This window comes from Mycobacterium sp., from assembly GCF_035274705.1.
GTDB lineage: Bacteria > Actinomycetota > Actinomycetes > Mycobacteriales > Mycobacteriaceae > Mycobacterium.
The window spans coordinates 60,279-87,202 of the sequence record NZ_DATENY010000013.1; the positions used below are offsets into that span (position 1 = coordinate 60,279).

Here is a 26,924-nt window from a genome sequence, read left to right on the forward strand (position 1 = left end):
TCAAACTATAGTCTGGACACATGTCCAGAGGGTTCGGAGTCTTTGCGTGACACGATTTATCCAGTTCACCGGCCCCGGATCCGTCCGCTAGCGCGCATAGTCTTGAGCTGAGCATGCGCATAGCGTTGTTGTCCTATCGGAGCAAGACCCATTGCGGCGGGCAGGGCGTCTACGTCCGTCACCTGAGCCGCGGCCTCGTCGAACTCGGCCACGATGTCGAGGTCTTCTCCGGGCAGCCCTACCCCGAGGTGCTCGACCCACGGGTGCGGCTGACCAAGGTGCCAAGCCTCGATCTGTACCGCGAGCCGGACCCGTTCCGCATTCCGTGGCCCAGCGAGATCAAGACCAGTATCGATCTGCTCGAACTGCTGACGACGTGGACGGCGGGCTTTCCCGAACCGCGGACCTTCAGCCTGCGCGCGGCGCGTGTGCTGGCCGAGCGCCGCGCCGACTTCGACGTCGTCCACGACAACCAGTGCCTCGGCACCGGCCTGCTCGAGATCGCCGAATCGGGTCTGCCGGTGGTCGCGACCGTGCACCATCCGATCACTCGCGATCGAGTGCTCGACGTGGAGGCGGCACGGTGGTGGAGAAAGCCGTTGGTGCGCCGCTGGTACGGGTTCGCCGAGATGCAGAAGAAGGTGGCCCGCCAGATCCCCGAGCTGCTGACCGTCTCGTCGACGTCGGCCGCCGATATCGCCGAGGACTTCGGCGTGGCGTCCAGCCAACTGCACGTGGTGCCGCTGGGTGTGGACACCGCGTTGTTCAAGCCCGCCGAGCGGCGAGTCCGCGGCCGGATCATCGCGATCGCCAGCGCCGACGTGCCGTTGAAGGGCATCAGCCACATGCTGCATGCGGTCGCGCGGTTGCGGGTCGAGCGCAACCTCGATGTGCAGCTCGTCGCCAAGCTCGAATCCAACGGCCCGACGGAAAAGCTCATCGCCGAACTGGGCATCTCGGACATCGTGCATAGCTCCAGCGGGTTGTCCGACTCCGAGCTGGCGGACTTGCTGGCATCGGCCGAAATCGCTTGTATCCCTTCGCTCTACGAGGGGTTCTCACTGCCGGCCGTCGAGGCGATGGCCAGTGGCACGCCGATTGTGGCAAGCCGCGCAGGGGCGCTGCCGGAGGTCGTCGGCGCCGACGGCGAATGCGCCCGGTTGGTGCGGCCGGCCGACGTCGACGAGCTGACCCGGGTGCTGGGCGAACTCCTGGACTCGCCAGCCGAACTGGGTCGCCTCGGTGCCAACGGTCGCCGGCGCGCGCTCGACGTGTTCAGCTGGGAATCCGTTGCGGCGCAGACCGTTGCGGTCTACGAACGGGCAATCGCGTGCTGACCGTCGACTTCGACAAGCTCGGTGTCGGTGCAGGCACCAAGGTGATCGACGTGGGCTGCGGCGCTGGCAGGCACAGCTTCGAGGCGTACCGGCGCGGCGCCGACGTGATCGCCTTCGACCAGAACGCGGCCGATCTGAACGACGTCGACGAGATCCTGCAGGCCATGAAGAAGCAGGGTGAGGTACCGGAATCGGCCAAGGCCGAGGCGGTCAAGGGTGACGCGTTGGAGCTGCCGTACGCCGACGCCTCCTTCGACTGCGTGATCGCCTCCGAAATCCTCGAACACGTCCCGGAGGACGACCGGGCGATCGGCGAATTGGTCCGCGTGCTCAAACCCGGTGGCTCACTGGCGATCACGGTTCCGCGGTGGCTGCCCGAGCGGGTGTGCTGGGCGTTATCGGACGAATACCACGCGAACGAGGGCGGCCACATCCGCATCTACCGGGCCGACGAGCTACGCGACAAGGTCCGCGCGCACGGCCTGCGGTGGACTCACAGCCATTACGCGCACGCTTTGCATTCGCCGTTCTGGTGGCTGAAATGCCTTGTCGGCACATCGAATTCCGCGCATCCGGCCGTCAAGGCGTATCACAAACTGCTGGTGTGGGACATGGTGAGCCAGCCGTGGATCACCCGCACATCGGAGTCGCTGTTGAATCCGGTGATCGGTAAGAGTGTGGCGCTGTACTTCGAAAAGCCGGTGGTGTCTGTTGCTGGCTCCTGATGTTCCCGGCCTGCCCGGCGTGCTCACGCCGGCACAATGTCGTCAGACAGCGCAGTCGATTGCGGCAACACAGGAATCCTCCGGTGCGATCCCGTGGTTCGAGGGTGGGCATACCGACCCCTGGGATCACGTCGAGAACGCGATGGCGCTGACGGCCGCCGGTCTGATGGAGCCGGCGCGTGCGGCGTTCGACTGGTGCCGCAGGGCCCAGCGCCCCGACGGGTCATGGCCGATCCAGTTGCGCAACGGCGTCATCGAGGACGCCAACAGTGACAGCAACTTCTGTGCCTACATCGCCACCGGTGTATGGCACCACGTGCTGATCACCGGCGATCGCAGGTTCGCCGAAACCATGTGGCCGGTCGTCAGCAAGGCCATCGACTTCGTGCTTAGCCTGCAGCGCAGTAGCGGGGAAATCGCTTGGGCGGCAAGCCCGTCCGGACCAGAGCCGGATGCCCTGCTGACCGGGTGTGCCAGTATCTATCACAGCATTCGATGCGCGCTGGCGCTGGCGGACTACTTCGACGACACCCAGCCCGAGTGGGAGGTCGCGGTCGGTCAGCTCGGCCACGCAATCGCCCACCACCCCGAGGCCTTCGTCACCAAGGATCGTTGGTCGATGGAGTGGTACTACCCGGTGCTCGGCGGCGCGCTCCGCGGTGCGGCGGCGCGAGAGCGTATCGACGAGCGCTGGAGTGACTTCGTCGTCGACGGGCTCGGTATCCGATGCGTCGACGACCGGCCATGGGTGACGGGTGCCGAAACCTGTGAACTGGTAATGGCATTGGATGCCATTGGCGATTCCGTCCGCGCGCATGAGCAGTTCGCGGCCATGCACCACCTGCGCGAGCACGACGGTTCGTACTGGACCGGGCTGGTATTCGCGGACGGCAAGCGGTGGCCCGAAGAACGGACGACGTGGACGGGCGCGGCGATGATCCTTGCCGCCGACGCGCTTTCGTCCACGACTGCCGCGAGCGGAATCTTCCGAGGCGCCGACCTGCCGCGCGGCCTGGAGGGTGAGTACGACTGCGCGTGCGCGACGAGCGACCGCTAACCGCGTCGGCGTCGGACGCGCGCCCGCGCTCCACGGGAGGGTGCGATAGCCACCCCGCGTGATTGCCAGCCTTCGTCGCGAGCGTTCGAAGGACTGATGGCGTAGTTGCGCAACAAGGTTCGCAATACGACGCGGATCTCCATGGTGGCGAACGCCGCCCCTATGCAGCGGCGGACACCGCCGCCGTACGGGATCCATTCCGTGGGATCTGGGCGTTGCGACATGAAGCGATCGGGATCGAAGCGGCGAGCGTCGTAGAACACGGATTCGTCGGCGTGAAGCAGCCCTATGCTGGCGACGATCGTGTGTCCCTGCGGCACAGTCCACGGACCTATCTGCAGCGCAGGGACCTTCACCTGCCGGAACGTCGTGTCGATGACGGGCCGGGTGCGCAGGATCTCGAAGATGGTGGCGTTCAGCAGTTCCTCGGATCCGCCGTCGAGGTCGGCGACGAGTCGGTCAAGCAGCTCCGGGTGTCTCTGCAGGCGCTCGACCGACCAAGCCAGCGTGGTGGCGGTCGTCTCGTGACCGGCCGCCAGCATGGTGATCAGCTCGTCACCGATGTCGCCGCGCGACATCGGTGAACCGTCCTCGTAGCGGCTCCGCAGCATCAAGGCCAGCACATCGTTTCGTGCATCCAGGTCAGGGTCGGCCCGAGCCTTGTCGATCAGCCGGTCGACGATCGCGTCGTATTCACGACGGTACTGGAGGAACCGGCCCCACGGACTCCACCGTCCCCAATCCCATTGCGGCACAGGAATCAGCGCGAGCTTCGAGCCGAGTTTGATCCCAGGCGGAAGTACTTGCCGCAGACGCTGCAGCTCCTGGCCCTCGGCCCCGAACACCGCGCGCAATATGACGTTGAGAGTGATACTCATCATCGCGGGCATCGTCGCGAAGGTTTGATCCTGCGGCCACGTCGCGAACTCGTCGACCGCTTCGCTTTCGATGATCGTCTCGAAGGCGGCGAGCCGTCGTCCGGTGAATGGCGGCGTCAGTAGCTTGCGGTGGGCGCGGTGTCGGTCACCCGACAGCGCGAACATCGAATTCGGTCCCATGACTCGGCCGAGATTGGCGTCGGTCGTGTCTGCGATGTGCGGAGCGGCCTTGAATAGTTGGCGAATATGGTTGGGATCACTGAGGACAACCATCTTTCCGAAGATCGGCAGATCTATCGAGAACGCCGAGCCGTAGCGGCGGCGCATGATCTGCAAGGCGATTCTTCGGTCGGCCAACGCCACCACGCCTTGAACCGCCCGGGGGAGGCGCGGGCCTGGAGGCAGCTTCACGACGGCCGTCGACGGCTCGCGCTCAATTGTGGTCATGGCGCGGCGACGATAGCCGGGCGAGACGTCGAGTCAATGCACGGAAAGTGTCGCTTCTTACAACTCCTGGCCGGGCACGCCCGACATCCGTTCCAGCACGCGCATCGACCCCTGGGAAAACACTTCGCGAAAGTCGCCGGTGGCCAGCGCGCGACGATAGATGTGGTACGGCGCCTGCCCGCCGTCGGCGGGGTCCGGGAAGACGTCGTGGATGATGAGCGCACCACCGACATCGACCCACTTGGCCCACCCGTCGAAGTCTCTTTGCGCGGCCTCTTCGGTGTGGCCGCCGTCAATGAACAACAGCCGCAACGGCGTTCGCCACCCGCGCGCGACGACCGGCGACTTGCCGACGATCGCGACCACGTGATCCTCCAGAGCCGCGGCGTCGAGCGTGTGACGGAGCGTCGGCAGAGTGTCGAAACGGCCCGTGACGGGGTCGACCAGCGACGTGTCGTGATACTCCCAACCCGGCTGGTGCTCTTCGGAGCCGTGATGATGGTCGATGGTGTAGACCACGCCCCCGGTCTGCTGGGCCGCCGCGCCAAGCAGCACAGTGGACTTGCCGCAGTAGGTGCCGATCTCGACGCCTACGCCGTCGCCCAGATACTTGACGGCTACGTCGTGCAGCGCACGTCCTTCGTCGGCGGGCATGAACCCGGTGACCTGTTCGGCGAGCGCGAAAAGTTCGTCTGCGTGGCTCATCGTCGTCCAACTTACCGTTGCTGGTCATACATGGTTGTAGTAGCGTCCGGACATGTGTCCGATCCGGCCTTGGAGTCGACTCGGCGCCGTCTGACCGCCAAACAAGCCGACACCGTTGACCGACTGGGCCGAGCCGCGGTCGACCTCCTAGGTCGTGAGGGCTTCGCCGGCCTGACCGTGCGTCGCGTGGCCGCCGAGGCGGGCGTCGGGGCCGCGACCGCCTACACGTACTTCTCCTCAAAGGAGCATCTCGTCGCAGAGGTGTTCTGGCGCAGGCTCGCCGCATCGCCGCCCGCCGCACACGAATCCGACGACCCGGCCGCGCGCGTGATCGAGGTGCTGCAGCACATCGCGCTGTTGGTCGCGGACGAGCCGGAGTTCGCGTGCGCGGTGACCAACGCCCTGCTGGGCAAGGACCCCGACGTGGACGTGTTGCGCCTGCGCATCGGCCGCGACATCCGCGATCGGCTGACCGCCGCACTCGGACCCGACACCGACCCGGATGTCATCGACTCACTGGAAATGCTCTACTCGGGCGCGCTCGTCCGGGCCGGGATGGGCTACGCCTCGTATGTCGATATTGCGCAGCGGTTGGAGAAGTCGGCGCGACTGATTCTGCGTTAGGCCCCTGGCCCGAGAATCGCCGACGCAGCCGTCACCGCGGATTCGATGATGCCCCGCACATCCCGCCCGTCCTCGACGAAAAGCGCTGTCAGTTCCCGTAACCCGCCCAGCAGGATCAGCGCGAGCGGACGGGAGATCGGCGACAGATCCGCGCGCCGGAACCCCGGGCTGTCGGTGAGGTCGACGAGCATGTCGGTGAGGTGTTCCATGGCCAGCCGATGCAGCGGCTGGGCTGCGGCGCCCAGCGCCGGCGCCTCGCGGATCCAACTCAATGTGATCGCAGGGCGCGCTTCGATGTGATCGACGTAGGCGACGGCGGCCTGATGGATCTGTTCTTGCCAGTCTGCTTCCGGGTCGACGCGGGCCTGGATGCCGGCGATCAGGTCTTCGTTGTTTCTGCGCAGCAGTTCGATCAGGCACTCTTCCTTGCTGGCGAACTGCTCGTAGAAGGTGCGCTTTGACGTTCGGGCGTGGCGCACGATATCGGCGACGGTGGTGTCGCGATAGCCGCGCTCGCCGATCGAGGCGGCCAGCCCGTCGAGCAACCGGTTACGGAAGGCGTCGTCGACGGACGCAGCTTTGTCGAGCGCTGTCGTCATTTCGCCTCCTGAAAGCCCCTTGCGCGGTACTGGTACCACCCGGTACCGTACTACACACATCCCTGGTACATGGTGGTACCAGACAAACGGCTGGGAGTGATGCACCAATGACTGACGCAGCGGTTGTCAATGTAGAAGCACCCTCGACGCCAGGTCCGCATAAGCCGCCCCCGGCTGTGCCCTTCCCCAAGGTCGTCCAGGGAGTTGCTTTCGCTGGCTTCCGGCGGTGGATGATGCGGACCGCCATCAAGCGCTACGGCAAGGTGTTCGCCATCAACGTCCCGTTCTTCGGCCGCACCGTGATGATGTCCGACCCGACGTTGGTGCGGCAGGTGTTCCTGGCGAGCACCGACGACCTGATGAACGTCCAGCCCAACCTCAGCAGGGTCTTCGGGCCGGGCTCGGTGTTCGCGCTCGACGGCACCGAGCACCGCAACCGCCGAAAGTTACTCGCGCCGCCGTTTCACGGCCAGAGCATAAAGAACTACGAAAAAGTCATCGAAGAGGAAACACTGCGCGAGAGCGCAAATTGGCCCGAGGGCAAGGAGTTTCGGACGCTCGAGCCGATGAACCGGATCACCCTGAACGTGATCCTGCGTACCGTCTTCGGAGCGGACGGGATCGAGCTCGACTATCTCAGGGAGATCATCCCGCCATGGGCGAAGTTGGGTTCGCGAATGGCCACCCTGCCCGAACCGCCGGTCACAATGGGGCGCTACACCCCGTGGGGCCGGTTGGCGGAGTTCCGCCGCAATTTCGATCGCACCGTGTTCACGCTGATCGACAAGGCGAAGGCGGATCCGAAGCTCGACGAGCGCACCGACATTTTGGCGCTACTGCTACGTAGCCGATACGAGGACGGTTCCGCGATGTCGCGTCAGGACGTCTCCGACGAACTGCTGACGCTGCTCGGCGCCGGACACGAAACCACGGCCTCCACACTCGGCTGGGCGTTCGAGCGGCTGCGCCGCCACCCCGACGTCGTGGCCGAATTGGTGACGGAAAACGACGAAGGGGGCAGCGACTTCCGCCAGGCCACCATCCTCGAGTTGCAGCGCAACCGCACAGTCATCGACTTCGCCGGCCGCCACGTCGCTGCCCCGCATTTCGATCTGGGTGAGTGGCGCATCCCGCACGGCTACACCATCGTGGTGAGCCTGGCCGACCTCCACAACAACCCGGAATTCTTCCCGAATCCCGAGCGGTTCGATCCGTACCGGTTCGTCGGCAAGAGACCACCCGCCTTCGCTTGGGTGCCCTTCGGAGGCGGAACACGCCGGTGCATCGGCGCTGCCTTCGCCAACACCGAGATGGATGTGGTGCTGCGAACAGTGTTGCGGCACTTCACCATTGAGACGGACGACGCCCCGGAAGAGAAGGCGCACTTCCGCGGCATCGCCTACACGCCGAGGGACGGCGGTCTCGTTACCCTGCACCGCCGCCCGACGACGGCCGCCTAGACCGCCGCCCGCCGCGGCAACTTCCAGCCCGGCCGAGGGAAGTGGCAGGTGTAGCCGGTCGGGTAGCGCTGCAGGTAGTCCTGGTGCTCGGGCTCGGCATCCCAGAAGTCGCTTGCGGGCGTCACTTCGGTGACCACCGTGCCCGGCCACAACCCCGAGGCGTCGACGTCGGCGATGGTGTCCAGCGCGATGCGCTTCTGCTCGTCGTCGACGTAGAAGATCGCCGACCGGTAGCTGGTGCCGACGTCGTTGCCCTGGCGGTTCTTGGTCGTCGGGTCGTGGATCTGGAAGAAGAACTCCAGCAGCGCGCGATAGTCCGTCTGCGACGGGTCGTAAGCGATCTCAATCGCCTCGGCGTGGCCGGGGTGATTGCGGTAGGTCGCATTCGCGTTCTCACCGCCGGTGTAGCCGACGCGGGTGGATACCACCCCGGGCTGCTTACGGATCAGGTCCTGCATGCCCCAGAAGCAGCCGCCGGCCAGGATCGCCTTCTTGTATTCGGTCACGCTTGTTCCTCCTTCATGGCCGCCTTCGTGAACAAGGCCTTGTATTCCCCATATCCTTGCGCCTCGAGGTCGTCGAGGTGGATAAACCGCAGCGCCGCCGAGTTGATGCAGTAGCGCAGCCCGCCGTGTGTCCGCGGACCGTCGTTGAACACATGCCCGAGGTGGCTGTCGCCGTGGGCGGAACGCACTTCGGTGCGGATCATCAGGTGCGAAAGGTCGCGCTTCTCGACAACGTTCGCGGCGTCGATCGGCTTGGTGAAGCTCGGCCAGCCGGTTCCGCTCTCGAATTTGTCGACCGAGGCGAACAGTGGCTCGCCCGATACGACGTCGACGTAGATGCCCGGCTCGTGGTTGTCCCAGTACTCGCCGGTGAACGGCCGCTCGGTGCCGTTCTCCTGCGTCACGTGATACTGCTCCGGCGACAACGCATCGACCGCCGCTTGTGCTGAATGTCGCCGGCCGAGCGGCTCCGGGTTCTCGTTGTATTGCATCGCCATAGTGCTTGTATAACCCTGTGCGGTGCCCTATTAGTTCCTGCCTTGCGGCCGGCGTCTTGGTCGCCGGATTGAGCGCTCCGGCGGCCTTCGCCGAGCCGACGATCGCTCCGCCCGAAGCCGTCGGCCGGATCTGCATCGCGCTCGCCGTTTTCGGCACGGTCGAGGTGCCGCTGCACAGCCCGCTCGCCGACCGGCAGGTGCTCAGCATCGAGTAGCACCCTCGACAAACGCGGGTAGAACGTGTTCTAGTTTTCCGGTGACGAGCAAGACGTTCACCCGCGACGAGCTGGCCGCGGCGTTCGAGAAGTTCGAGGCGACGGTCGACCGCGCCGCTGCGACCCGCGACTGGGATCCCTGGGTCGAGCAGTACACCCCCGATGTCACCTACGTCGAGCATGCGGCGGGCACCATGAACGGCCGCGAAGAGGTACGTACCTGGATCTGGAAGACGATGGAGAGCTTCCCGGGCAGCTACATGACCTCGTTCCCGTCGCTGTGGTCGGTGATCGACGAGTCGACCGGCCGCATCATCTGCGAACTGGACAACCCGATGCGCGACCCTGGTGACGGCACGATCATCAGCGCCACCAACATCTCGATCGTCACCTACGCCGGCGACGGGCTGTGGTGCCGCCAGGAGGATATCTACAACCCGCTGCGGTTCGTGTCCACGACGATGAAGTGGTGCCGCAAGGCGCGGGAGCTCGGCACGCTTCCCGATGAGGCGGCGGCATGGATGAAGCAATTCGGAGGCGCCAAGTGAAGCCGAAACTGGTCATCGGCGCCAATGGTTTTCTCGGCTCGCATGTGACACGACAGCTCGTTGCCAATGGGCACGAGGTTCGCGCGATGGTGCGGCCGAACGCGATGACCGTCGGCATCGACGATCTACCCGTCAAGCGGTTCCTCGGCGACATCTGGGACGACGAAACCCTGCGCGAGGCGATGGCCGGCGTTGACGACGTCTACTACTGCGTCGTCGACGCCCGCGGCTGGCTGTCCGACCCGGCTCCGCTGTTTCGCACCAACGTGGACGGCACCCGCAACGTGCTCGAGGTCGCGAAAGATGCTGGGCTGCATCGGTTCATCTACACCAGCAGCTACGTGACGGTCGGGCGCCGTCGTGAACACGTTGCAAGCGAAGACGACGTGATCAACGACCGCGGGCTGACGCCGTATGTGCGGTCGCGGGTACAGGCCGAGAACATCGTGTTGCAGTACGCGAGGGAGCATGGCTTGCCTGCCGTCGCGATGTGCGTGTCGACGACATACGGCGGCGGCGACTGGGGCCGCACCCCGCACGGCGCGATCATCGCCGGAGCGGCGTTCGGCAAGCTGCCGTTCGTGATGCGGCGCATCGAGCTGGAGGCCGTCGGCGTCGACGACGCGGCGCGCGCAATGATTCTGGCCGCCGAACACGGCCGCGTCGGCGAGCGCTACCTGATCTCGGAGAAGATGATCAGCAACGCCGAGGTCGTCCGCATCGCGGCTGAAGCGGCCGGAGTTCCGGCTCCTACCAAGTCAATTCCGCTTCCGGTGTCGTACGCGCTCGCTGCGGCGGGCAGCATCAAGGCGAAGCTGCGGGGCACCGATGAGCGGTTGTCGCTCGGCTCGCTGCGACTCATGCGCGCCGAGGCGCCGGTGGACTGCAGCAAGGCTGCCCGCGAATTGAGCTGGGAGCCAAGGCCGGTCGAGGAGTCCATCCGTGAGGCTGCGAAGTTCTGGGTCAGCCTGCGCGACGCCAAACGAAAGAGCAAGTCCGGCAGCTGAACGGCGCGCCGAGCGGTGTTCAGTGAATAGCGTCGGCGCCCCAAGCGTGATTAGCCTCGGTGACGTGACCGAGAAACTTCACGTCGACCTGTCCGGTGCGCCGCAGACAATGCTGGCCACGTTCTACGCCAAAGCAGTCGATGCCGATTTGGAAAAGCCGATCCTTGGCGACCGCTACGCCAAGGACATCGTCGACCGAATCGACTACGACTGGAAACGGACGGCGATCAACGCGACGAACTCAGCGGCGGTCACCACCCGCAGCGCACACTTCGACAGGTGGGCCCGCCAGTTCCTGACCGTCCATCCTGAGGCCGTTGTGCTCCACATGGGCTGCGGGCTCGACGCGCGCTACTTTCGATTGGACCCGGGCCCCGGTATCGACTGGTACGACGTCGACTACCCCGACGTGGCAGACATCCGCCGCCAGATGTACCCGGCGCGCGACCACTACCACGTCGTCTCGGCATCGGTCACCGACCCGGCCTGGCTCAACGACATCCCCGTCGATCGTCCCGTGCTAGCCATCGGCGAGGGCCTGACCATGTACCTCACCCAATCCGACGGCGTCGCACTGTTGCGTCGAATCGTTGACCGATTCCCTTTGGGGGAACTGCAATTCGACGCCTTCAACCGGATAGGCATCAAATCGCAGTGGACCAACACGGTGGTGCGGCGCTCGGGCGCCACGCTGTATTGGGGCATCGACGGACCCGAGGACATCCTTGAGGCTGTACCCGGGGTGCGGCTGCTCGCCTGGGTGTCGGCGATCGAGGTCGACGGCTTCGCGGAGGTGCCCTGGTATTACCGCGCCACGCTACGGGCAATGAAGGTCCTGCCCGCGCTGCGCTACATGGCGCAGTACCACCGCTACGCCTTCTGAGCCCGCGCGCCAAGCACGGGTTGCCGACGCCGTCCATGGCCCCAACCCGCGGCCCACGGCCAGCGGCCACGGTCATCGGCCCACACGAGCTGTAGCGCCCGAATGCCCGGGCCGCCAAGTGCTACTGCAAATGTCATGTGCGCATCGGGATGCTCCACCTCGACGATCTCGAGGAGCGTCCCGGCGCCTTCGGCGATGTGCGCGCCGGGCGTGAGAATGCGACCGCCCACGGCGGCCGCGGCGACATCATTCAGAAGGTGTGCCGCCCGCTCCGGAGATAGGCCCGTCACCAACAGCTCCGGTAGACCGCGGTCGTGGAGCCCGATCGTGTACGCATACGGACGTCGGTCGTCTTCAACGCCCTGAACCGCCCATCCGTGTATTCGGATGGTCGCGCGGAGTTCATCGAGATACTCCTCGGTGGTGCCGTGGGGGTTGTCGCACTGCCAGCACATGACCGCACCTTCCTGTCGTAGTTGGGGCCAGCTTGCGCCGGTGGTCCGACAGGTTCGGTCAGGCAACCTTCGATCGCACACCGAGCACCGGCTGTCGTCGTCGACCGTCGCAAAACGCGGCGGACCACGGCCAGCGCCCACGACCGTCGGCCCACACGAGCTGTAGCGCCCGAATGTCGGGACCGCCCAACGCGACTGCAAAATTCAGATGCGCGTCGGGGTGGCCCATCTCGACTATCTCGATCAGTGGGCCAGAAGGCACCTTGATCTGCTGGCCCGGGAGCACGCTCTTGCCGGACACGGCATCGCGGGCGACCGTGTTCAGAAGTCGGGTAGCCCGCTGAGGGGAGACGGCGGTGATCAACAGTTCGGGATGCCCCCAGTCGTGAAGTCCGATCGTGTATGCGAATGGGGTGCGGTCACTTTCGACGTACTGCACCATCCATCCGTGTTTGCGAATCGTCTCCCGCACCTCGTCGAAGTAGTCGTTGATGGTGCGATCAGGGTTGTCGCACTGCCAGCACATGATGCCCTTCCTTTGTCGTAGTTGCGGCCAGCCTGCACCAGTGGTCCGACAAGTACCCGGCCCTGCCAGAATCGGACGGTGTCCACAGCAGGTCTGGTCAACGGTCGCGTCTCGAACTGGTTCGTCAAGTACCCGTCCCCTCGCCCGCCGCTGCCAGGAACCCGGCACGCCGACGTGTGCATCGTCGGCGCCGGATACACCGGGCTGTGGACCGCCTACTACCTCAAGCGGGCCGACCCGTCGCTGCGCATAGCGGTGCTCGAGGAGCGTTTCGCCGGGTTCGGCGCATCGGGCCGCAACGGCGGCTGGCTGTCCGGGCTGGTGCCGGGTGACCGCAACCGAATGGCCGAGCGTTATGGCCGCGATCGCGTGCTGTCGTGGCAGCGAGCGCTCAACGACTCGGTCGACGAGGTCATCGACGTGGCGGCGCACGAAGGCATCGACGCCGGCATCGTCAAGGGCGGGACCATGCAGATCGCCCGCAACCCCGCACAGGCGACAAGACTGGCCGCCGAGATCGACGAAGAACTGAAGTGGAAGATCGACGGCATCGCGCCGCTGACGAAAGACGAAGCTGCACAACGTATCCAGCTTGACGGCGTGGTGTCGGCTTATCACACCCCGCACTGCGCTCGGGTGCAGCCCGCCCAGCTGGTCCGCGGCCTTGCCGATGCCGTCGAGCGGCTCGGCGTCGACATCTATGAGATGACACCGGCCGTCAAGATCGAAGCAGGACGGGTGACCACGACGATCGGCACCGTCACGGCACCGATCGTGCTGCGCGCGACGGAAGGCTTCACGGCATCGCTGCCGGGGCTGCGGCGGCGCTGGCTGCCGATGAACAGCTCGATGATCGCCACCGAGCCGATACCCGACGACGTGTGGGAGTCCATCGGCTGGACCGGTTGCGAGACCCTCGGCGACACCGCGCACGGCTTCTTCTACGCGCAGCGCACCGCCGACGATCGCATCGCCATCGGCGGCCGCAGCGTGCCGTACCGATTCGGCTCACGCACCGACCTCGACGGGCGCGTGCCCGAGCGCACGATCAAGCATCTGACTGCGACGCTGCACAGCATCCTGCCGCAGGTGCGAAAAATCCCGATCGCCCACGGTTGGTGTGGGGTGCTGGCCGTGCCGCGCGACTGGTCGGCCAGCATCGTGCTCGACAAGGCGACCGGCCTTGGGTGGGCCGGTGGATACGTCGGCCACGGCGTCACGGCCACCAACCTCGCCGGCCGCACGCTGGCAGACCTGGTCCTCGACCGCCGCAGCCCGCTGACAGAGCTGCCCTGGGTGGGCCACCGCTCACGCAACTGGGAGCCGGAGCCATTGCGCTGGCTCGGTGTGCGCGGAATGTATTTGGCGTACAAGGCCGCCGACTGGCACGAAGCGCGCGGACACCGAACGACGTCACCGATCGCCGTCGTCGCCGACCGGATCGCGGGCCGACCGCACTAGACCGCTTCGGCCTTCTCCTTCAGCCGCTGCAAGGTCAGCTTGATGTGCTCGGCGTTCGCCGTGTCGCGGTCCTTGACGCCGGTGCCGACCCACGCCGTCTTGCTGAACCAGCCGGGACGTCGATCCCACGTCCGCTCGGTCACGCGGCATCCGCCATCGGCTGTGCCGTTCAGGGCGATGATGTCGTAGCGCCACCGCGCCACGGGCACACCGAGATAGGTGACGTCGAACGCGAACGCGCATCCCGGCTCGGCGTCGGTAACCATGCACGTCGTGCTCCACCGGTAGAAGCCGTTGCGGTTGTGTCCCTTGAACACCGCGCCTGGCTGCGCAGCATCGCCTTTGCGCCATTTCATGGCCTGGGCTTCCTCGGCCAGAGACGCCAAGGTGGGTAGATCGGTGATCAGGCGGTACACCGTCTCGGGGTCGGCATTGATCCTCACCTCGGCCTGCGCTGAGGCGGCGCCCGAATCAGTCATGCCGGCGATCGTATGTGGGCCGGCGGGAAGAATTGATGGGTCTCGGCATGTTGCCCCAAAGAGACACGTTCGTCAGGAGACCAGCCATGACTAACCGCCCCGTACTCGAGCCCACCGAGGCCCATCCGATCACCGTCCAACCCACCGGCAAGCACGTAACCGTGAAGGTCAACGGCGAGGTGGTGGCCGACACCGACAACGCGTTGACGTTGCAGGAGTCAACCTCTCCTGCGGTGCAGTACATCCCTTTGAGCGATGTGGTGGCCGACCGGTTGAAGCCCAGCGACACCGAGACGTACTGCCCGTACAAGGGTGAGGCCAGCTATTACCACGTCGTCACGGCCGCCGGCGACACCGTCGACGACGCGATCTGGACCTACGACCAGCCGTACCCCGCGGTCGGCCAGATCGCCGGACACGTCGCGTTCTATCCGGACAAAGCGGACATCGCCGTCGCGCGGGCAGGAGCGTTGGGGGCACCACCCGCCCGAAGGGCAGGGGGACGACCGGGGTTCGACACCGCATAGCCTGGCCAGGTGCACAGTTCGGCCAGCCTCGTCTTCGACGGGCCTGCCAGCCCCGGCTTGACCCTGTCGCCGCTGGGCCGCGGCCGCGGAGACCCGTGCTACCACGATGCGCCCGACGGCGCGATCTGGCGCACCAGCCTGATGAGCAGCGGATCGGTGACCGCGCGCATCACGAAGTCGGCGCCCAACATCGTCGACTGCGAGGCATGGGGTAACGGCGCAACCGAATTCGTCGAAACGCTGCCCGCTCAATTGGGCGTCGACGACGACGTATCCGGATTCGCCCCCGACGAGCCGACCATTGCCGCCGCGCATGAACGCGTTCCACATCTGCGGCTGGGCCGGACGAACCGCGTACTCGAAGCACTGATCCCGGCCGTCCTCGAGCAGCGGGTCTATGGAATGGATGCGCGCCGCGCGTGGCGCAGGCTGGTGACCAAGTTCGGGTCACCGGCTCCAGGGCCCGCGCCGGCGCACATGCGGGTGCCCCCAGCGGCCGACGTGTGGCGGCGCATTCCGTCGTGGGAGTTTCATCGTGCCAACGTCGATCCGGGCCGGGCCCGCACGATCGTCGGCTGCGCGCAGCGGGCGGAATCGCTGGAGCGGCTGGCTGCCAGGACGCCGGAGCAGGCGCGGAAGGCGCTGATGTCGCTGCCGGGGGTCGGGGAGTGGACCGCGGCCGAAACTGCGCAGCGCGCATTCGGTGACGCGGACGCGCCGTCCGTCGGCGACTTCCACCTGGCGAAAATGGTCGGCTGGCGGCTGTTGGGCCATCCCATCGACGATGCGGCAATGATCGAGCTGCTCGAGCCGCTGCGGCCACACCGTCACCGTGCCGTGCGCTTGTTGGAAGTCACCGGAGCGGCGCATGCGCCGCGGCGCGCAGCTCGTCAAGCAATTCCGAATCTGCGTGCGCTCTAGCCGCGATTACTGATCTGGGCGCGTGGGTACACGTCGCAGGACAGTCGATCATGCGAAGGAGCTATGGATGACTGAGTTCACGATCCCCGGCTTGTCGGAGAAGGATGGCAACAAGATTGCCGACCTGCTGCAAAAGCAGCTCAGCACGTACAACGATCTGCACCTGACGCTCAAGCACGTGCATTGGAACGTCGTCGGCCCCAACTTCATCGGCGTGCACGAGATGATCGACCCGCAGGTCGAACTGGTGCGCGGTTATGCCGATGAGGTGGCCGAGCGCATTGCGGCGCTTGGGAAATCGCCGCAGGGCACGCCGGGCGCGATCATCAAGGACCGCACCTGGGACGACTACTCCGTCGAACGCGACACCGTGCAGGCGCATCTTGCGGCCCTCGACCTGGTCTACACCGGCGTGATCGAGGACACCCGCAAGTGCATCGAGACGCTCGAAGACCTGGACCTGGTGTCGCAGGACATGATCATCGGCCACGCCGGCGAACTGGAGAAGTTCCAGTGGTTCGTGCGAGCCCATCTGGAGAACGCCGGCGGGCTGCTGGCCAGCGCGGGCGCCAAGACCGAGCGGGCCGCCGCCAGCAAGGCCAAGAAGAAGGCATCGGTCAAGTAGTAGGGGACTCCTCCAAGGCATCGTCGCGCACCGGCCGGTCGGCCAGTTCTTCGTTGCGGCCGAACAGGTATGGGTAGGCGATGCCCGCGATCGCCGCTCCCAACAGCGGCGCCAGCCAGAACACCCACAGCTGAGCCGGTGCGCCGTTGCCGTTGAAGAACGCGACGCCGGTAGACCGCGCAGGGTTGACCGAAGTGTTGGAGATCGGGATCGAGATCAGGTGGATCAAGGTCAGGGTGAGGCCAATCGCCAAGCCGGCGAATCCTTTTGGAGCACGGTCGTCGGTTGAGCCCAGGATGACCAACAGGAAAATGCCGGTCAGTACCACCTCCGCGATGATCACTGCCCACAGTGAGAAACCACCGGGAGAATGTTCGCCGAATCCGTTGGCGGCCATATTGCCGTGCCGACCCGGCCAGCCTTCCCGCCCTTTGGCGATCACCCAGATCGCTCCGCCTGCCACGAGTCCGCCGATCACCTGCGTAATCCAGTAGGCGGGCAACGCTTTCCACTCAACGCGACGTGCCAGTGCCGCGCCCAGCGTGACAGCGGGGTTGAAGTGGCCGCCGGAGATCGTGCCGAATGCGTACACACCGGTGAGCACCGTCAGGCCGAATGCCAGTGAGACACCGAGGAACCCGATACCCAGCGATGTGTCGCCTGACGTGAACTTGGCGGCGAACACCGCGCTGCCACACCCGCCGAGAACCAACCAGAACGTTCCGATGAATTCCGCCGCCAGTCGGTGCAGCATCGTCGGCTCGCGCATGCGCGACTCCTTCGTCCGATGTGACGCCATGCGCTGAGGGTGACACGCCGCGGTTGCGGCTAGACCGGTTGTGGCCGAATCGTTCTTGGATGGAAAACCTTCGCGACTCGCGCGTGACCTCCTACCGTTCGCCCCTTGCGAATTCGTCGACGGGGTTGGAACGGGTGACGATCAGTGGATCGGTTTTGGTGAACGGGAAGTTCGGCAGGTCGTCGATGTGCATGTTGAACGTCGCAGCCAGCACTTCCCGAGAGTAGGCACTCGCCGAGGCGCGATAGCCGATATCGCCAGGCGTGGGCTGATCGAAGAAGATCGCAAAGTGGACGTCCGGCGCGTCGACGACCTCGATGTGATGCGGGTAGGCCCTTGGTATGAAGTACACGTCTCCCTCGTTGAGGTGCCAGGTATCCAGTGTGCCGTCGGGATCCATCACTGTCATCCGGGCTTTTCCCTTGTGTACGTAGCCCATTTCGGCGGTTATCGGATGCCAATGCGGTTCACGCATACCGTCTTCGCGGATGCGCAGCGAGTACATCGACAGGTCCTTGAGCGCCGGCCAGAACTGCAGCCGCGCCAACCGGGCAGAGCCGACGGCGATGCCGATCGGTGGGCTCTGCGCTTCGACGGCGAACTTGTGTGGGTCATCGAACCGAGCGTTGGACGGAACGGCCGGGTCGCCGTCGCGCTTCGCCAGCTTGCGGTCGATGGTGTCGCGCCGCATCTTGGCGAAGTCGGATGCCGGAAGGTCGTAGGTGTTGCCCAGCACCGCGTCGGTCATCGCGCCGAAAGCCGCTGCCAGACCGAAGTCTTCGGGGCGCTCGCTGCGGAACGAAAGAATGAACTCTGCCGGTTCCTCGCCGATGTTCTCGATGTGATGCAGGGACCCCGAATCGATGTGGAACATCTCACCGGCGTTGACGGTGAAGCTGGAGAACTTGCTGTAGGTATCCAGCACCGAGACCAGCGATGTGCCCGACACGCAGTAGGTGAGTTCGTTGCAGTCTGCGTGCCAATGCGGCGTGCGCATCGCGCCAGGGTTGATGACGATCCGCTTGATGGACATGCCGGACAGGATCGGAAAGCTGTCCGCGGTGACCCGCCTGATCGAGCCGAGGTCGTTCTCTTCGACGATTTCACCGCCGGTCAGTGAGGTGGCATGCCTGCTGCGTTGAATGGTCATGGCGGAAGCTTCTCACTTACGGACCCGTCAGCAGCGTCGATTCGTTAACCGCTACCGCGCTTCTCGATGGACGCTTCGTCGGGCATCCGCTCGCGGAGGCTGTCATAGATCGGCTGCGATCCCACGACGTACGCGGCGAGCACCGCTGCAGCCGTCGCGGCCATCATCGGTACGAGCACCTCGGTCGTGGCCGTCATCTCTGTGACGACAACCATCCCCGTGACGGGGGCGCGCACAGTAGCCCCGAAGAATGCCGCCATTCCGACGAGCGCCATCGGAACCGCCAATTGCGTTGCATCTGTTGGCCACACGGCGTCGAAGCCGCCGGCGAATAGCAGTCCCCACAGCGCACCCACGGCCAGCAGCGGCGCGAACAGCCCACCCGGCACCGCCGCCGAGTACGACAGGGGGCCGGCGATGAACCGCACCGCAAGGAGGCCGATAACGATGGACGCAGCGAGGTGTTGTCCGCTGAGGATCCGTTGGGTCAGGAATTCGCCGCCGCCGACCCCGAGCGGGTATACGAACATCGCCAGCCCGATGATGGCACCGATGGCGGATGCCTTCACCAGCGGTGGGATTCGGCGAATCGCTGCGACGTGGTCAAGGAACCACAACACCAACCCGTTGTACGCGGCACCCAGACATCCGGTCAGCAATCCGAAGACCACGAAAAGTGGCAACCATGCAAGGGCCGGATCGCCGATCGGCGCGACCTGAAAGTCGGCGTGGTTTCCCAGCACAAGCCGGGAGCAAGCCACCCCCGCGACAGCCGAAAAGAGTGTCGCCAGCACCGTTTTCACACGGAACGACTTCGTGACCTCTTCGAGGGTGAAAAGGGTGCCTCCGATCGGCGCGTTGAACGCGACGGCCAGACCGGCTCCGCCCAAGGCCGTCTGCATCATCCTGACCTCGGAATCGGGCAACCGGGCGCGCCGCGCCGTTTCGGCTCCGATCGCCGCGCCCATATGCACCGTCGGCCCCTCGCGGCCCAAGACGAGCCCCGATCCGATGCTCAACACACCACCGACGAACTTCGCTGGAAGCAATCGGATGAGCGGTGGCTGGGCCTCACCCAGAAAGACCGCCTCGACATGCTGGATGCCGCTTCCGGCGGCAAGCGGCTCCCACCGCACGATCAGGGCGGCAAGGGTTGCGCCGGCCGCGGCGGCGGCCATGGGGATCAGCCAGCCGGGCCCCGGTAGGTTATGCGCCCAATCGACGAAGTTGATGCGCAGGTCATCGGCCTTCTGTAGACACCAACGGAACGCGCCGCCGACGAAGCCGATGAGCACTCCTGCGACGATCGCCGTGACGCAGATGTGTACCCAACCCCGCATGGATTCGTCGGGCTGATCGGGACCTGCCGTCGGTGCCGTCATCGCACGAGCAACCGTTCTCCTTCACCGCGAGATAGCCCGGGGTCCCAGTCTCGCAGATCGCCGTACGCGTTACTGGGCAGCGACTCGAGGGGTTGTATATCGCTGGCGCACCGGCGCCGGCCGCACACGCGCTGCACCCGCCCGTCGTGATTACCGGGGATCGATTCGACGGTGACGCAAAAACCTTTGGAGGCAGTGATGTACACGGCCATCTAGATTCTGCTGCTGGCCGGTGTGCCGACGCCGATCGAGTTCGTGTTACCGCATGTAGGTGTTTGCGATCTTGATGTTCCTCCCGGAGAGGGTGGTGGAACCCAGCACCAAGCCGCCGACGCGCTTCTCTAAGAATCTGACTAGGCTTTGTGCAAATTCGTGTGATCTTGTCGTTGCAGCACAGACACTTTGTACTTCATCACAGCAAATATTGTGGATGAATGGACCAGGAGTGTGAGTTACCCCGCATCGGGCCGGCTGCGTCGGCACCCGGTTGAAAGACCAACCGCGGCAACGTTATTCGTTCGTTATCAAAGCCTTGATTGTCAACCGGGCCAAGAGCCCGGACGAGTATAGTTAGGCTCGACTAAGTTGGCATGTCAGGAGGGGTTTGTCATATCGTTTTCTCCACTTGTGGCGAGTGGGGTAGGGCCGTCGTTCAGTGCTGCACGGAGGCACCGCCACCGCCAAACCGGCTAATGCCGTCACTGACGGCTGCCATGAAAGCTTCGCGAAAGCGTGCGAGAAAAGGGTAGGTGGGAATGACGCCCCGTATTCAAGGGCTGTACAACCCCGCGTTCGAGCACGACGCGTGCGGTGTCGCGATGGTGGCCGACATGCACGGCCGCCGCAGCCGCGACATCGTGGACAAGGCCATCACGGCCTTGGTGAACCTCGAGCACCGTGGTGCCCAGGGCGCCGAACCGCACACCGGTGACGGCGCAGGCATCCTGCTGCAGGTTCCCGACAATTTTTTGCGCGCCGTCGTCGAATTCGACCTGCCCGAATACGGCAGCTATGCGACCGGCATCGCGTTCCTGCCCCAGTCCTCGAAGGATGCTGCCACGGCGTGCGAGGCCGTGGAGAAGATCGCCGAGGCCGAAGGCCTCGAGGTGCTGGGCTGGCGCGAGGTGCCAACCGACGACTCGTCTCTGGGTGCGCTGGCGCGCGACGCGATGCCGACCTTCCGGCAGCTGTTCCTCGCCGGCGCGTCGGGCATGGACCTCGAGCGGCGCGCATACGTCGTGCGCAAGCGCGCCGAGCACGAACTCGGCACCAAGGGTCCGGGCCAGGACGGTCCGGGCCGCGAAACAGTGTACTTCCCAAGCCTTTCCGGTCAGACTTTCGTCTACAAGGGCATGCTGACCACGCCGCAGCTCAAGGCGTTTTACCTTGATCTGCAAGACGATCGGCTGACGAGCGCGCTGGGGATCGTGCACTCGCGGTTCTCCACCAACACATTCCCGTCGTGGCCGCTGGCCCACCCGTTCCGCCGCATCGCCCACAACGGCGAGATCAACACCGTCACCGGTAACGAGAACTGGATGCGGGCGCGTGAAGCGCTGATCAGGACTGATGCCTTCGGCGGCTCGGGAGAGGACTTCGACAAGATCGTCCCGGTGTGTACGCCGGGAGCATCCGACACCGCGCGATTCGACGAGGTGCTCGAACTGTTGCACCTCGGCGGGCGCAGCTTGCCGCACGCCGTGCTGATGATGATTCCCGAGGCGTGGGAGCGCCACGAGGAGATGGACCCGGCGCGGCGGGCCTTCTACCAGTACCACGCGTCGCTGATGGAGCCGTGGGACGGTCCGGCGTCGATGACGTTCACCGACGGCACGGTGATAGGCGCGGTGCTAGACCGCAACGGCCTTCGGCCGTCACGGATTTGGGTCACCGAGGACGGCCTGGTCGTGATGGCGTCCGAGGCCGGCGTGCTGAACCTCGACCCCTCGACCGTGGTCAAGAAGATGCGGCTGCAGCCGGGCCGCATGTTCCTGGTCGACACGTCCAAGGGCCGCATCGTCGACGACGAAGAGATCAAAGCCGAGCTGGCCGCCGAGCACCCGTATCAGGAGTGGCTCGACGCCGGACTGTTCCACGTCGACGATCTGCCCCCCGGCGACTACGTCCGCATGCCTCATCACCGGGTCGTGTTGCGGCAGCAGATCTTCGGCTACACCTACGAGGAGCTCAACCTGTTAGTGGCGCCCATGGCGCGCACCGGCGTCGAAGCGCTGGGCTCGATGGGCACCGACACTCCGGTCGCGGTGCTGTCGCAGCGGCCGCGAATGCTCTACGACTACTTCCAGCAGTTGTTCGCCCAGGTGACCAACCCGCCGCTGGACGCGATCCGCGAAGAGGTGGTGACCAGCCTGTCGGGCACCGTCGGCCCCGAGGGCGACCTACTCAACCCGACGCCCGAGTCGTGCCGCCAGATCGTGCTGTCGCAGCCCATCCTGCGCAACGCCGAACTGTCGAAACTGATCTGTGTCGATCCCGATCATGAGATCCGCGGCCACAAGCACGGGATGCGCGCCGCGGTGATTCGTTGTCTGTATCCGGTGAACCGAGGCGGGCAGGGCCTCAAGGAAGCCCTCGACAACGTCCGGGCCAAGGTTTCGGCCGCGATCCGCGACGGCGCGCGCATCATCGTGTTGTCCGACCGCGAGTCGGACGAATCGATGGCGCCGATCCCGTCGTTGCTGAGCGTCTCGGCCGTACACCACCATCTTGTGCGCGACCGTACCCGCACCAAGGTCGGGCTCGTAGTGGAGGCAGGTGACGCCCGCGAGGTGCACCACATGGCCTGCCTGGTCGGCTTCGGTGCGGCCGCGATCAACCCGTACATGGCGTTCGAGTCCATCGAGGACATGGTCGATCGCGGTGTGATTGCGGGCGGAAGCAGCGGCCTGACCAGTGATCAAGCCAAGGCCAACTACGTAAAGGCCGCGGGCAAGGGCGTGCTGAAGGTGATGTCCAAGATGGGCATCTCGACGCTGGCGTCCTACACCGGCGCGCAGCTGTTCCAGGCCATCGGCATCAGCCAGCAGATCCTCGACGAGTACTTCACGGGATTGGCTTGCCCGACCGGCGGCATCGACCTCGACGACATCGCCGACGACGTCGCGGCTCGCCACGCGCTGGCGTACCTGGACCGGCCCGACGAGTGGGCGCACCGCGAGCTCGAGGTCGGCGGCGAATACCAGTGGCGCCGCGAGGGCGAATACCACCTGTTCAATCCGGATACGGTGTTCAAGCTGCAGCATTCGACGCGCACCGGCCAGTACTCGATCTTCAAGGAGTACACCGCGCTGGTCGACGACCAGAGCGAGCGGATGGCCTCGCTGCGGGGTCTGCTGAAGTTCAAGGAGGGCGTGCGGACGCCGGTGCCCCTGGATGAGGTGGAGCCGGCCAGCGAGATCGTCAAGCGATTCTCCACGGGCGCGATGAGCTACGGCTCGATCTCCGCCGAGGCGCACGAGACGCTGGCGATCGCGATGAACCGCCTTGGCGGCCGGTCGAACTCGGGTGAGGGTGGCGAACATGTCAGCCGCTTCGACCGCGACGAGAACGGCGACTGGCGGCGCAGCGCGATCAAGCAGGTGGCCTCGGCGCGGTTCGGCGTCACCAGCCACTACTTGACCAACTGCACCGACATCCAGATCAAGATGGCTCAGGGGGCGAAACCCGGTGAGGGTGGCCAGCTTCCGGGTAACAAGGTGTACCCGTGGGTCGCCGAGGTGCGGCACTCCACACCGGGCGTCGGCCTGATCTCCCCGCCGCCGCACCACGACATCTACTCGATCGAGGACCTGGCGCAGCTGATCCACGACCTGAAGAACGCCAACCCGCATGCCCGGGTGCACGTGAAGCTGGTCAGTGAGAACGGTGTCGGGACGGTCGCAGCGGGTGTGTCGAAGGCGCATGCCGACGTGGTGCTGATCTCGGGTCACGACGGCGGCACCGGCGCCACCCCGCTGACATCGCAGAAGCACGCGGGCGCGCCGTGGGAGCTGGGCCTGGCCGAGACGCAGCAGACGCTGCTGCTCAACGGGTTACGCGATCGGATCGTCGTTCAGGTCGACGGCCAGCTCAAGACCGGCCGCGACGTGGTGATGGCAGCGCTGCTCGGCGCCGAGGAGTTCGGTTTCGCCACGGCACCTTTGGTGGTCTCGGGCTGCATCATGATGCGCGTCTGCCACCTCGACACCTGTCCGGTGGGTGTGGCCACGCAGAACCCGGTGCTGCGGCAGCGGTTCACTGGCAAGCCGGAATTCGTCGAGAACTTCTTCATGTTCATCGCCGAAGAAGTCCGGGAAATGATGGCCCAGTTGGGCTTCCGGACCGTCAACGAGATGGTCGGCCAGGTCGGCTCGCTGGACACCACGCGCGCGGCCGAGCACTGGAAGGCCTACAAGCTGGATCTCACACCGGTGCTGCACGAGCCGGAATCGGCGTTCATGAACCAGGACCTCTATTGCAGCTCGCGTCAGGACCACGGGCTGGACAAGGCGCTCGATCAGCAGCTGATCGTGATGTGCCGCGAGGCCCTCGACTCGGGTACGCCGGTGCGGTTCTCCACAGCGATCGCGAACACTAATCGGACGGTCGGCACCATGCTTGGTCACGAGGTCACCAAGGCCTATGGCGGGCAAGGCCTTCCCGACGGAACGATCGACATCACATTCGACGGATCGGCGGGCAACAGCTTCGGCGCGTTCGTCCCCAAGGGCATCACGCTTCGGGTGTACGGCGATGCCAATGACTACGTCGGCAAGGGCCTCTCGGGTGGTCGCATCGTGGTGCGCCCGTCGGACAACGCGCCTGCCGACTACGTCGCCGAGGACAACATCATCGCCGGCAACGTGATCCTGTTCGGCGCCACCAGCGGTCAAACGTTCCTGCGCGGTGTGGTCGGCGAGCGGTTCGCGGTTCGCAACTCCGGTGCGGAGGCTGTGGTCGAGGGCGTCGGCGATCACGGCTGTGAATACATGACCGGAGGCAAGGTCGTCATCCTGGGGCCGACCGGGCGCAACTTCGCTGCCGGAATGTCGGGCGGCGTGGCCTATGTCTATAACGCCGACGGCACGTTCGAGGACAACCTCAACTCCGAGATGGTAGAGCTCGATGCGCTCGACGGCGAGGATGTGGCTTGGCTGCGCGACACAATCCAAGCCCATGTGGACGCCACGGATTCTGCAGTCGGGCAACGAATTCTGGCCGATTGGGATGGGCAACTGAAGCACTTCGTGAAGGTGATGCCGCGCGACTTCAAGCGGGTGCTCGAGGCGAAGGCGCAGGCCGAACAGCTCGGCGCGGACGTCGACGAGGCGATCATGGCGGCTGCCAATGCCTGATCCCAAGGGTTTCCTCAAGTACACACAGCGCGAGACCCCGCCACGGCGGCCGGTCCCGCTGCGACTGCTCGACTGGAAAGAGGTCTACGAAGACTTCTCCCACGACGTGCTACGTGAGCAGGCCACCCGATGCATGGACTGCGGTATCCCGTTCTGCCACAACGGGTGTCCACTGGGCAATCTCATACCCGAGTGGAACGACCTGGTGCGCACCGATCGCTGGCGCGACGCAATCGAACGGCTGCACGCGACCAACAACTTCCCCGAGTTCACCGGTCGGCTGTGCCCCGCGCCGTGTGAGGGTTCGTGTGTGCTCGGCATCAACCAGGACCCGGTGACCATTAAGCAGGTCGAGGTCGAGATCATCGACAACGCCTTCGACGAGGGCTGGGTTGTCCCGCTGCCACCCGATCAGCTGACCGGCAAGACCGTCGCCGTCGTCGGGTCCGGGCCTGCCGGCCTGGCCGCCGCGCAGCAGCTCACTCGCGCTGGGCACTCGGTGACCGTGTTCGAGCGTGACGACCGCATCGGTGGCCTGCTGCGCTACGGCATCCCCGAATTCAAAATGGAAAAGCGCCACATCGACCGGCGCCTGGCGCAGATGGAGGCCGAGGGCACCGTCTTCAAGCCTGGCGTGAACGTCGGCGTCGACATCACCGCCAGGCAGTTGCGGTCCGAGTTCGACGCGGTCGTGTTGGCCGGCGGCGCCACCGCATGGCGCGACTTGCCGGTTCCGGGCCGCGAGTTGGACGGCATCCATCAGGCCATGGAGTTTCTGCCGTGGGCCAACCGGGTGCAGAACGGCGATCCCGTGGTCGATCAGGATGGACTGCCGCCGATCCACGCGAAGGACAAGAAGGTCATCATCATCGGTGGCGGTGACACCGGCGCGGACTGCCTGGGCACCGTGCACCGCCAGGGCGCCGCCAGCGTGCACCAGTTCGAGATCATGCCGCGACCGCCCGAGACCCGCGCAGAGTCGACTCCGTGGCCGGTGTACCCGCTGATGTTCCGGGTGTCCTCGGCGCACGAGGAAGGCGGCGACCGGGTGTACTCCGTCAACACCGAGGAGTTCGTCGGCAGCGACGGGCATGTCACCGGACTACGCGGGCACGAGGTTCGCATGGAGGGCGGCAAGTTCGTCAAGGTCGAGGGCACCGAGTTCGAGATGGAGGCAGACCTCGTCCTGCTCGCGATGGGCTTCGTCGGGCCGGAGCGCGCGGGCCTGCTGACAGACCTCGGCGTCGAGCTCACCGATCGCGGAAACGTCGCGCGCGACGCAGACTTTGCGACATCGGTGCCGGGCGTCTTCGTTGCGGGCGACATGGGCCGGGGTCAGTCGCTGATCGTGTGGGCGATCGCGGAGGGCCGTGCGGCGGCGGCGGGCGTGGACCGCCATTTGATGGGCAGGACTGCGCTGCCGGCACCGATCAAGCCGACGGCTGTTCCTCAGCGATGAGCGCTCGGGCGAAGAGCATCACCTGAAGGTAATTACCGGCAACGTCAGTCCTTGCCGGTAACGGCGTGTCTACGTCGTATAGCAACCGTCTGACACGAGACTGGTGGGACTTTGCCGCCGCGACCTGCTCAATTCCCAAGCATCAGCGTCGGGTCCGAGGTGACCCGGCGCCGCTTCCTCGCGGCGCTCTCCGTGGCAACTCTCGCAGGCGTGGGGATGGCCCGCTGCACCGTCGGCGGGCAATCGCGAGCTGCGCAGGCCGCCACGCCCACAGCGCCACCCGACCCCGCACCTCGGC

At 65.5% G+C, this 26,924-nt stretch carries 26 protein-coding genes; 15 read left to right on the forward strand and 11 right to left on the reverse strand.

What is annotated here, in order from left to right; genetic code table 11:
* Window positions 1–113 precede the first annotated feature (113 nt).
* Genes VJV41_RS03035 through VJV41_RS03045 form a run of 3 tightly spaced genes read left to right on the forward strand, consistent with a single transcriptional unit; the run spans window position 114 to window position 3,119 of the window.
* Window positions 114–1,337, forward strand: a complete 1,224-nt coding sequence (locus VJV41_RS03035; RefSeq protein ID WP_325330948.1) for a glycosyltransferase family 4 protein — start codon at window positions 114–116, stop codon at window positions 1,335–1,337.
* Window positions 1,331–2,062 carry a class I SAM-dependent methyltransferase gene (locus VJV41_RS03040; protein ID WP_325330950.1) on the forward strand — a complete coding sequence of 244 codons (732 nt, stop codon included), beginning with the start codon at window positions 1,331–1,333 and terminating at the stop codon, window positions 2,060–2,062. Before VJV41_RS03035 ends, VJV41_RS03040 begins: the two co-directional genes overlap by 7 nt.
* Window positions 2,049–3,119, forward strand: a complete 1,071-nt coding sequence (locus VJV41_RS03045) for a prenyltransferase (RefSeq protein WP_325330952.1) — start codon at window positions 2,049–2,051, stop codon at window positions 3,117–3,119. The genes VJV41_RS03040 and VJV41_RS03045 overlap by 14 nt, the downstream gene beginning before the upstream one ends.
* Here the strand turns inward: VJV41_RS03045 and VJV41_RS03050 are convergent.
* Both VJV41_RS03050 and VJV41_RS03055 read right to left on the reverse strand, forming a co-directional pair.
* Complete coding sequence (locus tag VJV41_RS03050; RefSeq protein ID WP_325330954.1) at window positions 3,116–4,444, reverse strand: cytochrome P450; 1,329 nt, start codon at window positions 4,442–4,444, stop codon at window positions 3,116–3,118. The two genes, VJV41_RS03045 and VJV41_RS03050, sit on opposite strands and share 4 nt — an antisense overlap.
* Window positions 4,445–4,501: 57 nt before the next feature.
* Window positions 4,502–5,149, reverse strand: a complete 648-nt coding sequence (locus VJV41_RS03055; protein ID WP_325330955.1) for a class I SAM-dependent methyltransferase — start codon at window positions 5,147–5,149, stop codon at window positions 4,502–4,504.
* A 54-nt stretch (window positions 5,150–5,203) separates the two neighbouring features.
* On the opposite strand from VJV41_RS03055, the gene VJV41_RS03060 reads away from it, so the two are divergent.
* Entirely contained in the window at window positions 5,204–5,773 is a 570-nt protein-coding gene (locus VJV41_RS03060) for a TetR/AcrR family transcriptional regulator (RefSeq protein WP_325330957.1), read from the forward strand.
* Here the strand turns inward: VJV41_RS03060 and VJV41_RS03065 are convergent.
* On the reverse strand, window positions 5,770–6,372 hold the full coding sequence (locus VJV41_RS03065; protein ID WP_325330959.1) for a TetR/AcrR family transcriptional regulator: 603 nt from the start codon (window positions 6,370–6,372) through the stop codon (window positions 5,770–5,772). The two genes, VJV41_RS03060 and VJV41_RS03065, sit on opposite strands and share 4 nt — an antisense overlap.
* A 107-nt stretch (window positions 6,373–6,479) precedes the next feature.
* On the opposite strand from VJV41_RS03065, the gene VJV41_RS03070 reads away from it, so the two are divergent.
* A complete protein-coding gene (locus VJV41_RS03070; protein WP_325330961.1) occupies window positions 6,480–7,832 on the forward strand; it encodes a cytochrome P450 in 1,353 nt (450 codons plus the stop codon).
* Here the strand turns inward: VJV41_RS03070 and msrA are convergent.
* Window positions 7,829–8,338 carry a peptide-methionine (S)-S-oxide reductase MsrA gene (gene msrA / locus VJV41_RS03075; RefSeq protein ID WP_325330963.1) on the reverse strand — a complete coding sequence of 170 codons (510 nt, stop codon included), beginning with the start codon at window positions 8,336–8,338 and terminating at the stop codon, window positions 7,829–7,831. The two genes, VJV41_RS03070 and msrA, sit on opposite strands and share 4 nt — an antisense overlap.
* Window positions 8,335–8,835 (reverse strand): peptide-methionine (R)-S-oxide reductase MsrB, encoded by a 501-nt coding sequence (gene msrB, locus VJV41_RS03080; protein ID WP_325330965.1) that lies wholly within the window; start codon window positions 8,833–8,835, stop codon window positions 8,335–8,337. Before msrB ends, msrA begins: the two co-directional genes overlap by 4 nt.
* 68 nt (window positions 8,836–8,903) lie before the next feature.
* On the opposite strand from msrB, the gene VJV41_RS03085 reads away from it, so the two are divergent.
* The 4 genes from VJV41_RS03085 to VJV41_RS03100 all read left to right on the forward strand — a co-directional run bounded on the left by VJV41_RS03085 (window position 8,904) and on the right by VJV41_RS03100 (window position 11,488).
* Window positions 8,904–9,050, forward strand: coding sequence for a hypothetical protein (locus tag VJV41_RS03085; protein WP_325330967.1), 147 nt, complete (start codon window positions 8,904–8,906; stop codon window positions 9,048–9,050).
* 41 nt (window positions 9,051–9,091) lie between these two features.
* Window positions 9,092–9,598, forward strand: coding sequence for a nuclear transport factor 2 family protein (locus VJV41_RS03090; protein WP_325330969.1), 507 nt, complete (start codon window positions 9,092–9,094; stop codon window positions 9,596–9,598).
* Window positions 9,568–10,605: an NAD-dependent epimerase/dehydratase family protein gene (locus VJV41_RS03095; protein ID WP_325330971.1), complete on the forward strand. Its 1,038-nt coding sequence runs from the start codon at window positions 9,568–9,570 to the stop codon at window positions 10,603–10,605. The genes VJV41_RS03090 and VJV41_RS03095 overlap by 31 nt, the downstream gene beginning before the upstream one ends.
* Before the next feature lie 109 nt (window positions 10,606–10,714).
* A complete protein-coding gene (locus VJV41_RS03100; RefSeq protein ID WP_325331015.1) occupies window positions 10,715–11,488 on the forward strand; it encodes a class I SAM-dependent methyltransferase in 774 nt (257 codons plus the stop codon).
* On the opposite strand, the gene VJV41_RS03105 is transcribed toward VJV41_RS03100, so the two are convergent.
* Window positions 11,476–11,943 carry a DUF4262 domain-containing protein gene (locus tag VJV41_RS03105; RefSeq protein ID WP_325330973.1) on the reverse strand — a complete coding sequence of 156 codons (468 nt, stop codon included), beginning with the start codon at window positions 11,941–11,943 and terminating at the stop codon, window positions 11,476–11,478. The genes VJV41_RS03100 and VJV41_RS03105 overlap by 13 nt on opposite strands.
* 58 nt (window positions 11,944–12,001) lie before the next feature.
* Window positions 12,002–12,469 carry a DUF4262 domain-containing protein gene (locus VJV41_RS03110; RefSeq protein ID WP_325330975.1) on the reverse strand — a complete coding sequence of 156 codons (468 nt, stop codon included), beginning with the start codon at window positions 12,467–12,469 and terminating at the stop codon, window positions 12,002–12,004.
* A 78-nt stretch (window positions 12,470–12,547) separates the two neighbouring features.
* Here VJV41_RS03110 and VJV41_RS03115 point away from each other — a divergent pair, with 78 nt between their 5' ends.
* The gene (locus VJV41_RS03115; protein ID WP_325330977.1) at window positions 12,548–13,930 is read left to right on the forward strand and encodes an FAD-binding oxidoreductase; all 1,383 of its coding nucleotides are present in this window, start codon (window positions 12,548–12,550) and stop codon (window positions 13,928–13,930) included.
* Here VJV41_RS03115 and VJV41_RS03120 read toward each other — a convergent pair.
* Window positions 13,927–14,409 carry an SRPBCC family protein gene (locus tag VJV41_RS03120; protein WP_325330979.1) on the reverse strand — a complete coding sequence of 161 codons (483 nt, stop codon included), beginning with the start codon at window positions 14,407–14,409 and terminating at the stop codon, window positions 13,927–13,929. The two genes, VJV41_RS03115 and VJV41_RS03120, sit on opposite strands and share 4 nt — an antisense overlap.
* An 86-nt stretch (window positions 14,410–14,495) precedes the next feature.
* Between VJV41_RS03120 and VJV41_RS03125 the strand changes: the two genes are divergently transcribed.
* The 3 genes from VJV41_RS03125 (at window position 14,496) to VJV41_RS03135 (ending at window position 16,482) form a co-directional block, all read left to right on the forward strand.
* Window positions 14,496–14,936, forward strand: a complete 441-nt coding sequence (locus VJV41_RS03125) for a DUF427 domain-containing protein (RefSeq protein WP_325330981.1) — start codon at window positions 14,496–14,498, stop codon at window positions 14,934–14,936.
* Between the two features lie 9 nt (window positions 14,937–14,945).
* Window positions 14,946–15,857, forward strand: a complete 912-nt coding sequence (locus VJV41_RS03130; protein ID WP_325330983.1) for a DNA-3-methyladenine glycosylase 2 family protein — start codon at window positions 14,946–14,948, stop codon at window positions 15,855–15,857.
* Window positions 15,858–15,924: 67 nt separating this feature from the next.
* Window positions 15,925–16,482, forward strand: coding sequence for a DNA starvation/stationary phase protection protein (locus VJV41_RS03135; RefSeq protein WP_325330985.1), 558 nt, complete (start codon window positions 15,925–15,927; stop codon window positions 16,480–16,482).
* Here the strand turns inward: VJV41_RS03135 and aqpZ are convergent.
* The 3 genes from aqpZ to VJV41_RS03150 all read right to left on the reverse strand — a co-directional run bounded on the left by aqpZ (window position 16,475) and on the right by VJV41_RS03150 (window position 19,813).
* Window positions 16,475–17,251, reverse strand: a complete 777-nt coding sequence (aqpZ, locus tag VJV41_RS03140) for an aquaporin Z (protein ID WP_325330987.1) — start codon at window positions 17,249–17,251, stop codon at window positions 16,475–16,477. The two genes, VJV41_RS03135 and aqpZ, sit on opposite strands and share 8 nt — an antisense overlap.
* 121 nt (window positions 17,252–17,372) lie before the next feature.
* The gene (locus VJV41_RS03145) at window positions 17,373–18,431 is read right to left on the reverse strand and encodes a cupin domain-containing protein (protein WP_325330989.1); all 1,059 of its coding nucleotides are present in this window, start codon (window positions 18,429–18,431) and stop codon (window positions 17,373–17,375) included.
* 44 nt (window positions 18,432–18,475) lie between these two features.
* Window positions 18,476–19,813 (reverse strand): ClC family H(+)/Cl(-) exchange transporter, encoded by a 1,338-nt coding sequence (locus VJV41_RS03150; RefSeq protein ID WP_325330991.1) that lies wholly within the window; start codon window positions 19,811–19,813, stop codon window positions 18,476–18,478.
* 755 nt (window positions 19,814–20,568) lie between these two features.
* Between VJV41_RS03150 and gltB the strand changes: the two genes are divergently transcribed.
* Together gltB and VJV41_RS03160 are read left to right on the forward strand one after the other, a co-directional pair.
* The gene (gene gltB, locus VJV41_RS03155) at window positions 20,569–25,167 is read left to right on the forward strand and encodes a glutamate synthase large subunit (protein WP_325330993.1); all 4,599 of its coding nucleotides are present in this window, start codon (window positions 20,569–20,571) and stop codon (window positions 25,165–25,167) included.
* Window positions 25,160–26,626, forward strand: coding sequence for a glutamate synthase subunit beta (locus tag VJV41_RS03160; RefSeq protein ID WP_325330995.1), 1,467 nt, complete (start codon window positions 25,160–25,162; stop codon window positions 26,624–26,626). The genes gltB and VJV41_RS03160 overlap by 8 nt, the downstream gene beginning before the upstream one ends.
* Window positions 26,627–26,924: the final 298 nt, after the last annotated feature.

Excerpts from the sequence above, each read along its gene's own strand:
- msrB (WP_325330965.1), bottom strand. The coding sequence starts at position 8,835 with ATGGCGATGCAATACAACGAGAACCCGGAGCCGCTCGGCCGGCGACAT.
- VJV41_RS03050 (WP_325330954.1), bottom strand. The coding sequence starts at position 4,444 with ATGACCACAATTGAGCGCGAGCCGTCGACGGCCGTCGTGAAGCTGCCT.
- VJV41_RS03055 (WP_325330955.1), bottom strand. The coding sequence starts at position 5,149 with ATGAGCCACGCAGACGAACTTTTCGCGCTCGCCGAACAGGTCACCGGG.
- VJV41_RS03135 (WP_325330985.1), top strand. The coding sequence starts at position 15,925 with ATGACTGAGTTCACGATCCCCGGCTTGTCGGAGAAGGATGGCAACAAG.
- VJV41_RS03035 (WP_325330948.1), top strand. The coding sequence starts at position 114 with ATGCGCATAGCGTTGTTGTCCTATCGGAGCAAGACCCATTGCGGCGGG.
- VJV41_RS03070 (WP_325330961.1), top strand. The coding sequence starts at position 6,480 with ATGACTGACGCAGCGGTTGTCAATGTAGAAGCACCCTCGACGCCAGGT.
- VJV41_RS03095 (WP_325330971.1), top strand. The coding sequence starts at position 9,568 with ATGGATGAAGCAATTCGGAGGCGCCAAGTGAAGCCGAAACTGGTCATC.
- VJV41_RS03145 (WP_325330989.1), bottom strand. The coding sequence starts at position 18,431 with ATGACCATTCAACGCAGCAGGCATGCCACCTCACTGACCGGCGGTGAA.
- VJV41_RS03125 (WP_325330981.1), top strand. The coding sequence starts at position 14,496 with ATGACTAACCGCCCCGTACTCGAGCCCACCGAGGCCCATCCGATCACC.
- aqpZ (WP_325330987.1), bottom strand. The coding sequence starts at position 17,251 with ATGCGCGAGCCGACGATGCTGCACCGACTGGCGGCGGAATTCATCGGA.
- VJV41_RS03105 (WP_325330973.1), bottom strand. The coding sequence starts at position 11,943 with ATGTGCTGGCAGTGCGACAACCCCCACGGCACCACCGAGGAGTATCTC.
- VJV41_RS03160 (WP_325330995.1), top strand. The coding sequence starts at position 25,160 with ATGCCTGATCCCAAGGGTTTCCTCAAGTACACACAGCGCGAGACCCCG.
- VJV41_RS03150 (WP_325330991.1), bottom strand. The coding sequence starts at position 19,813 with ATGACGGCACCGACGGCAGGTCCCGATCAGCCCGACGAATCCATGCGG.
- VJV41_RS03100 (WP_325331015.1), top strand. The coding sequence starts at position 10,715 with ATGCTGGCCACGTTCTACGCCAAAGCAGTCGATGCCGATTTGGAAAAG.
- VJV41_RS03120 (WP_325330979.1), bottom strand. The coding sequence starts at position 14,409 with ATGACTGATTCGGGCGCCGCCTCAGCGCAGGCCGAGGTGAGGATCAAT.
- VJV41_RS03110 (WP_325330975.1), bottom strand. The coding sequence starts at position 12,469 with ATGTGCTGGCAGTGCGACAACCCTGATCGCACCATCAACGACTACTTC.
- VJV41_RS03065 (WP_325330959.1), bottom strand. The coding sequence starts at position 6,372 with ATGACGACAGCGCTCGACAAAGCTGCGTCCGTCGACGACGCCTTCCGT.
- gltB (WP_325330993.1), top strand. The coding sequence starts at position 20,569 with ATGACGCCCCGTATTCAAGGGCTGTACAACCCCGCGTTCGAGCACGAC.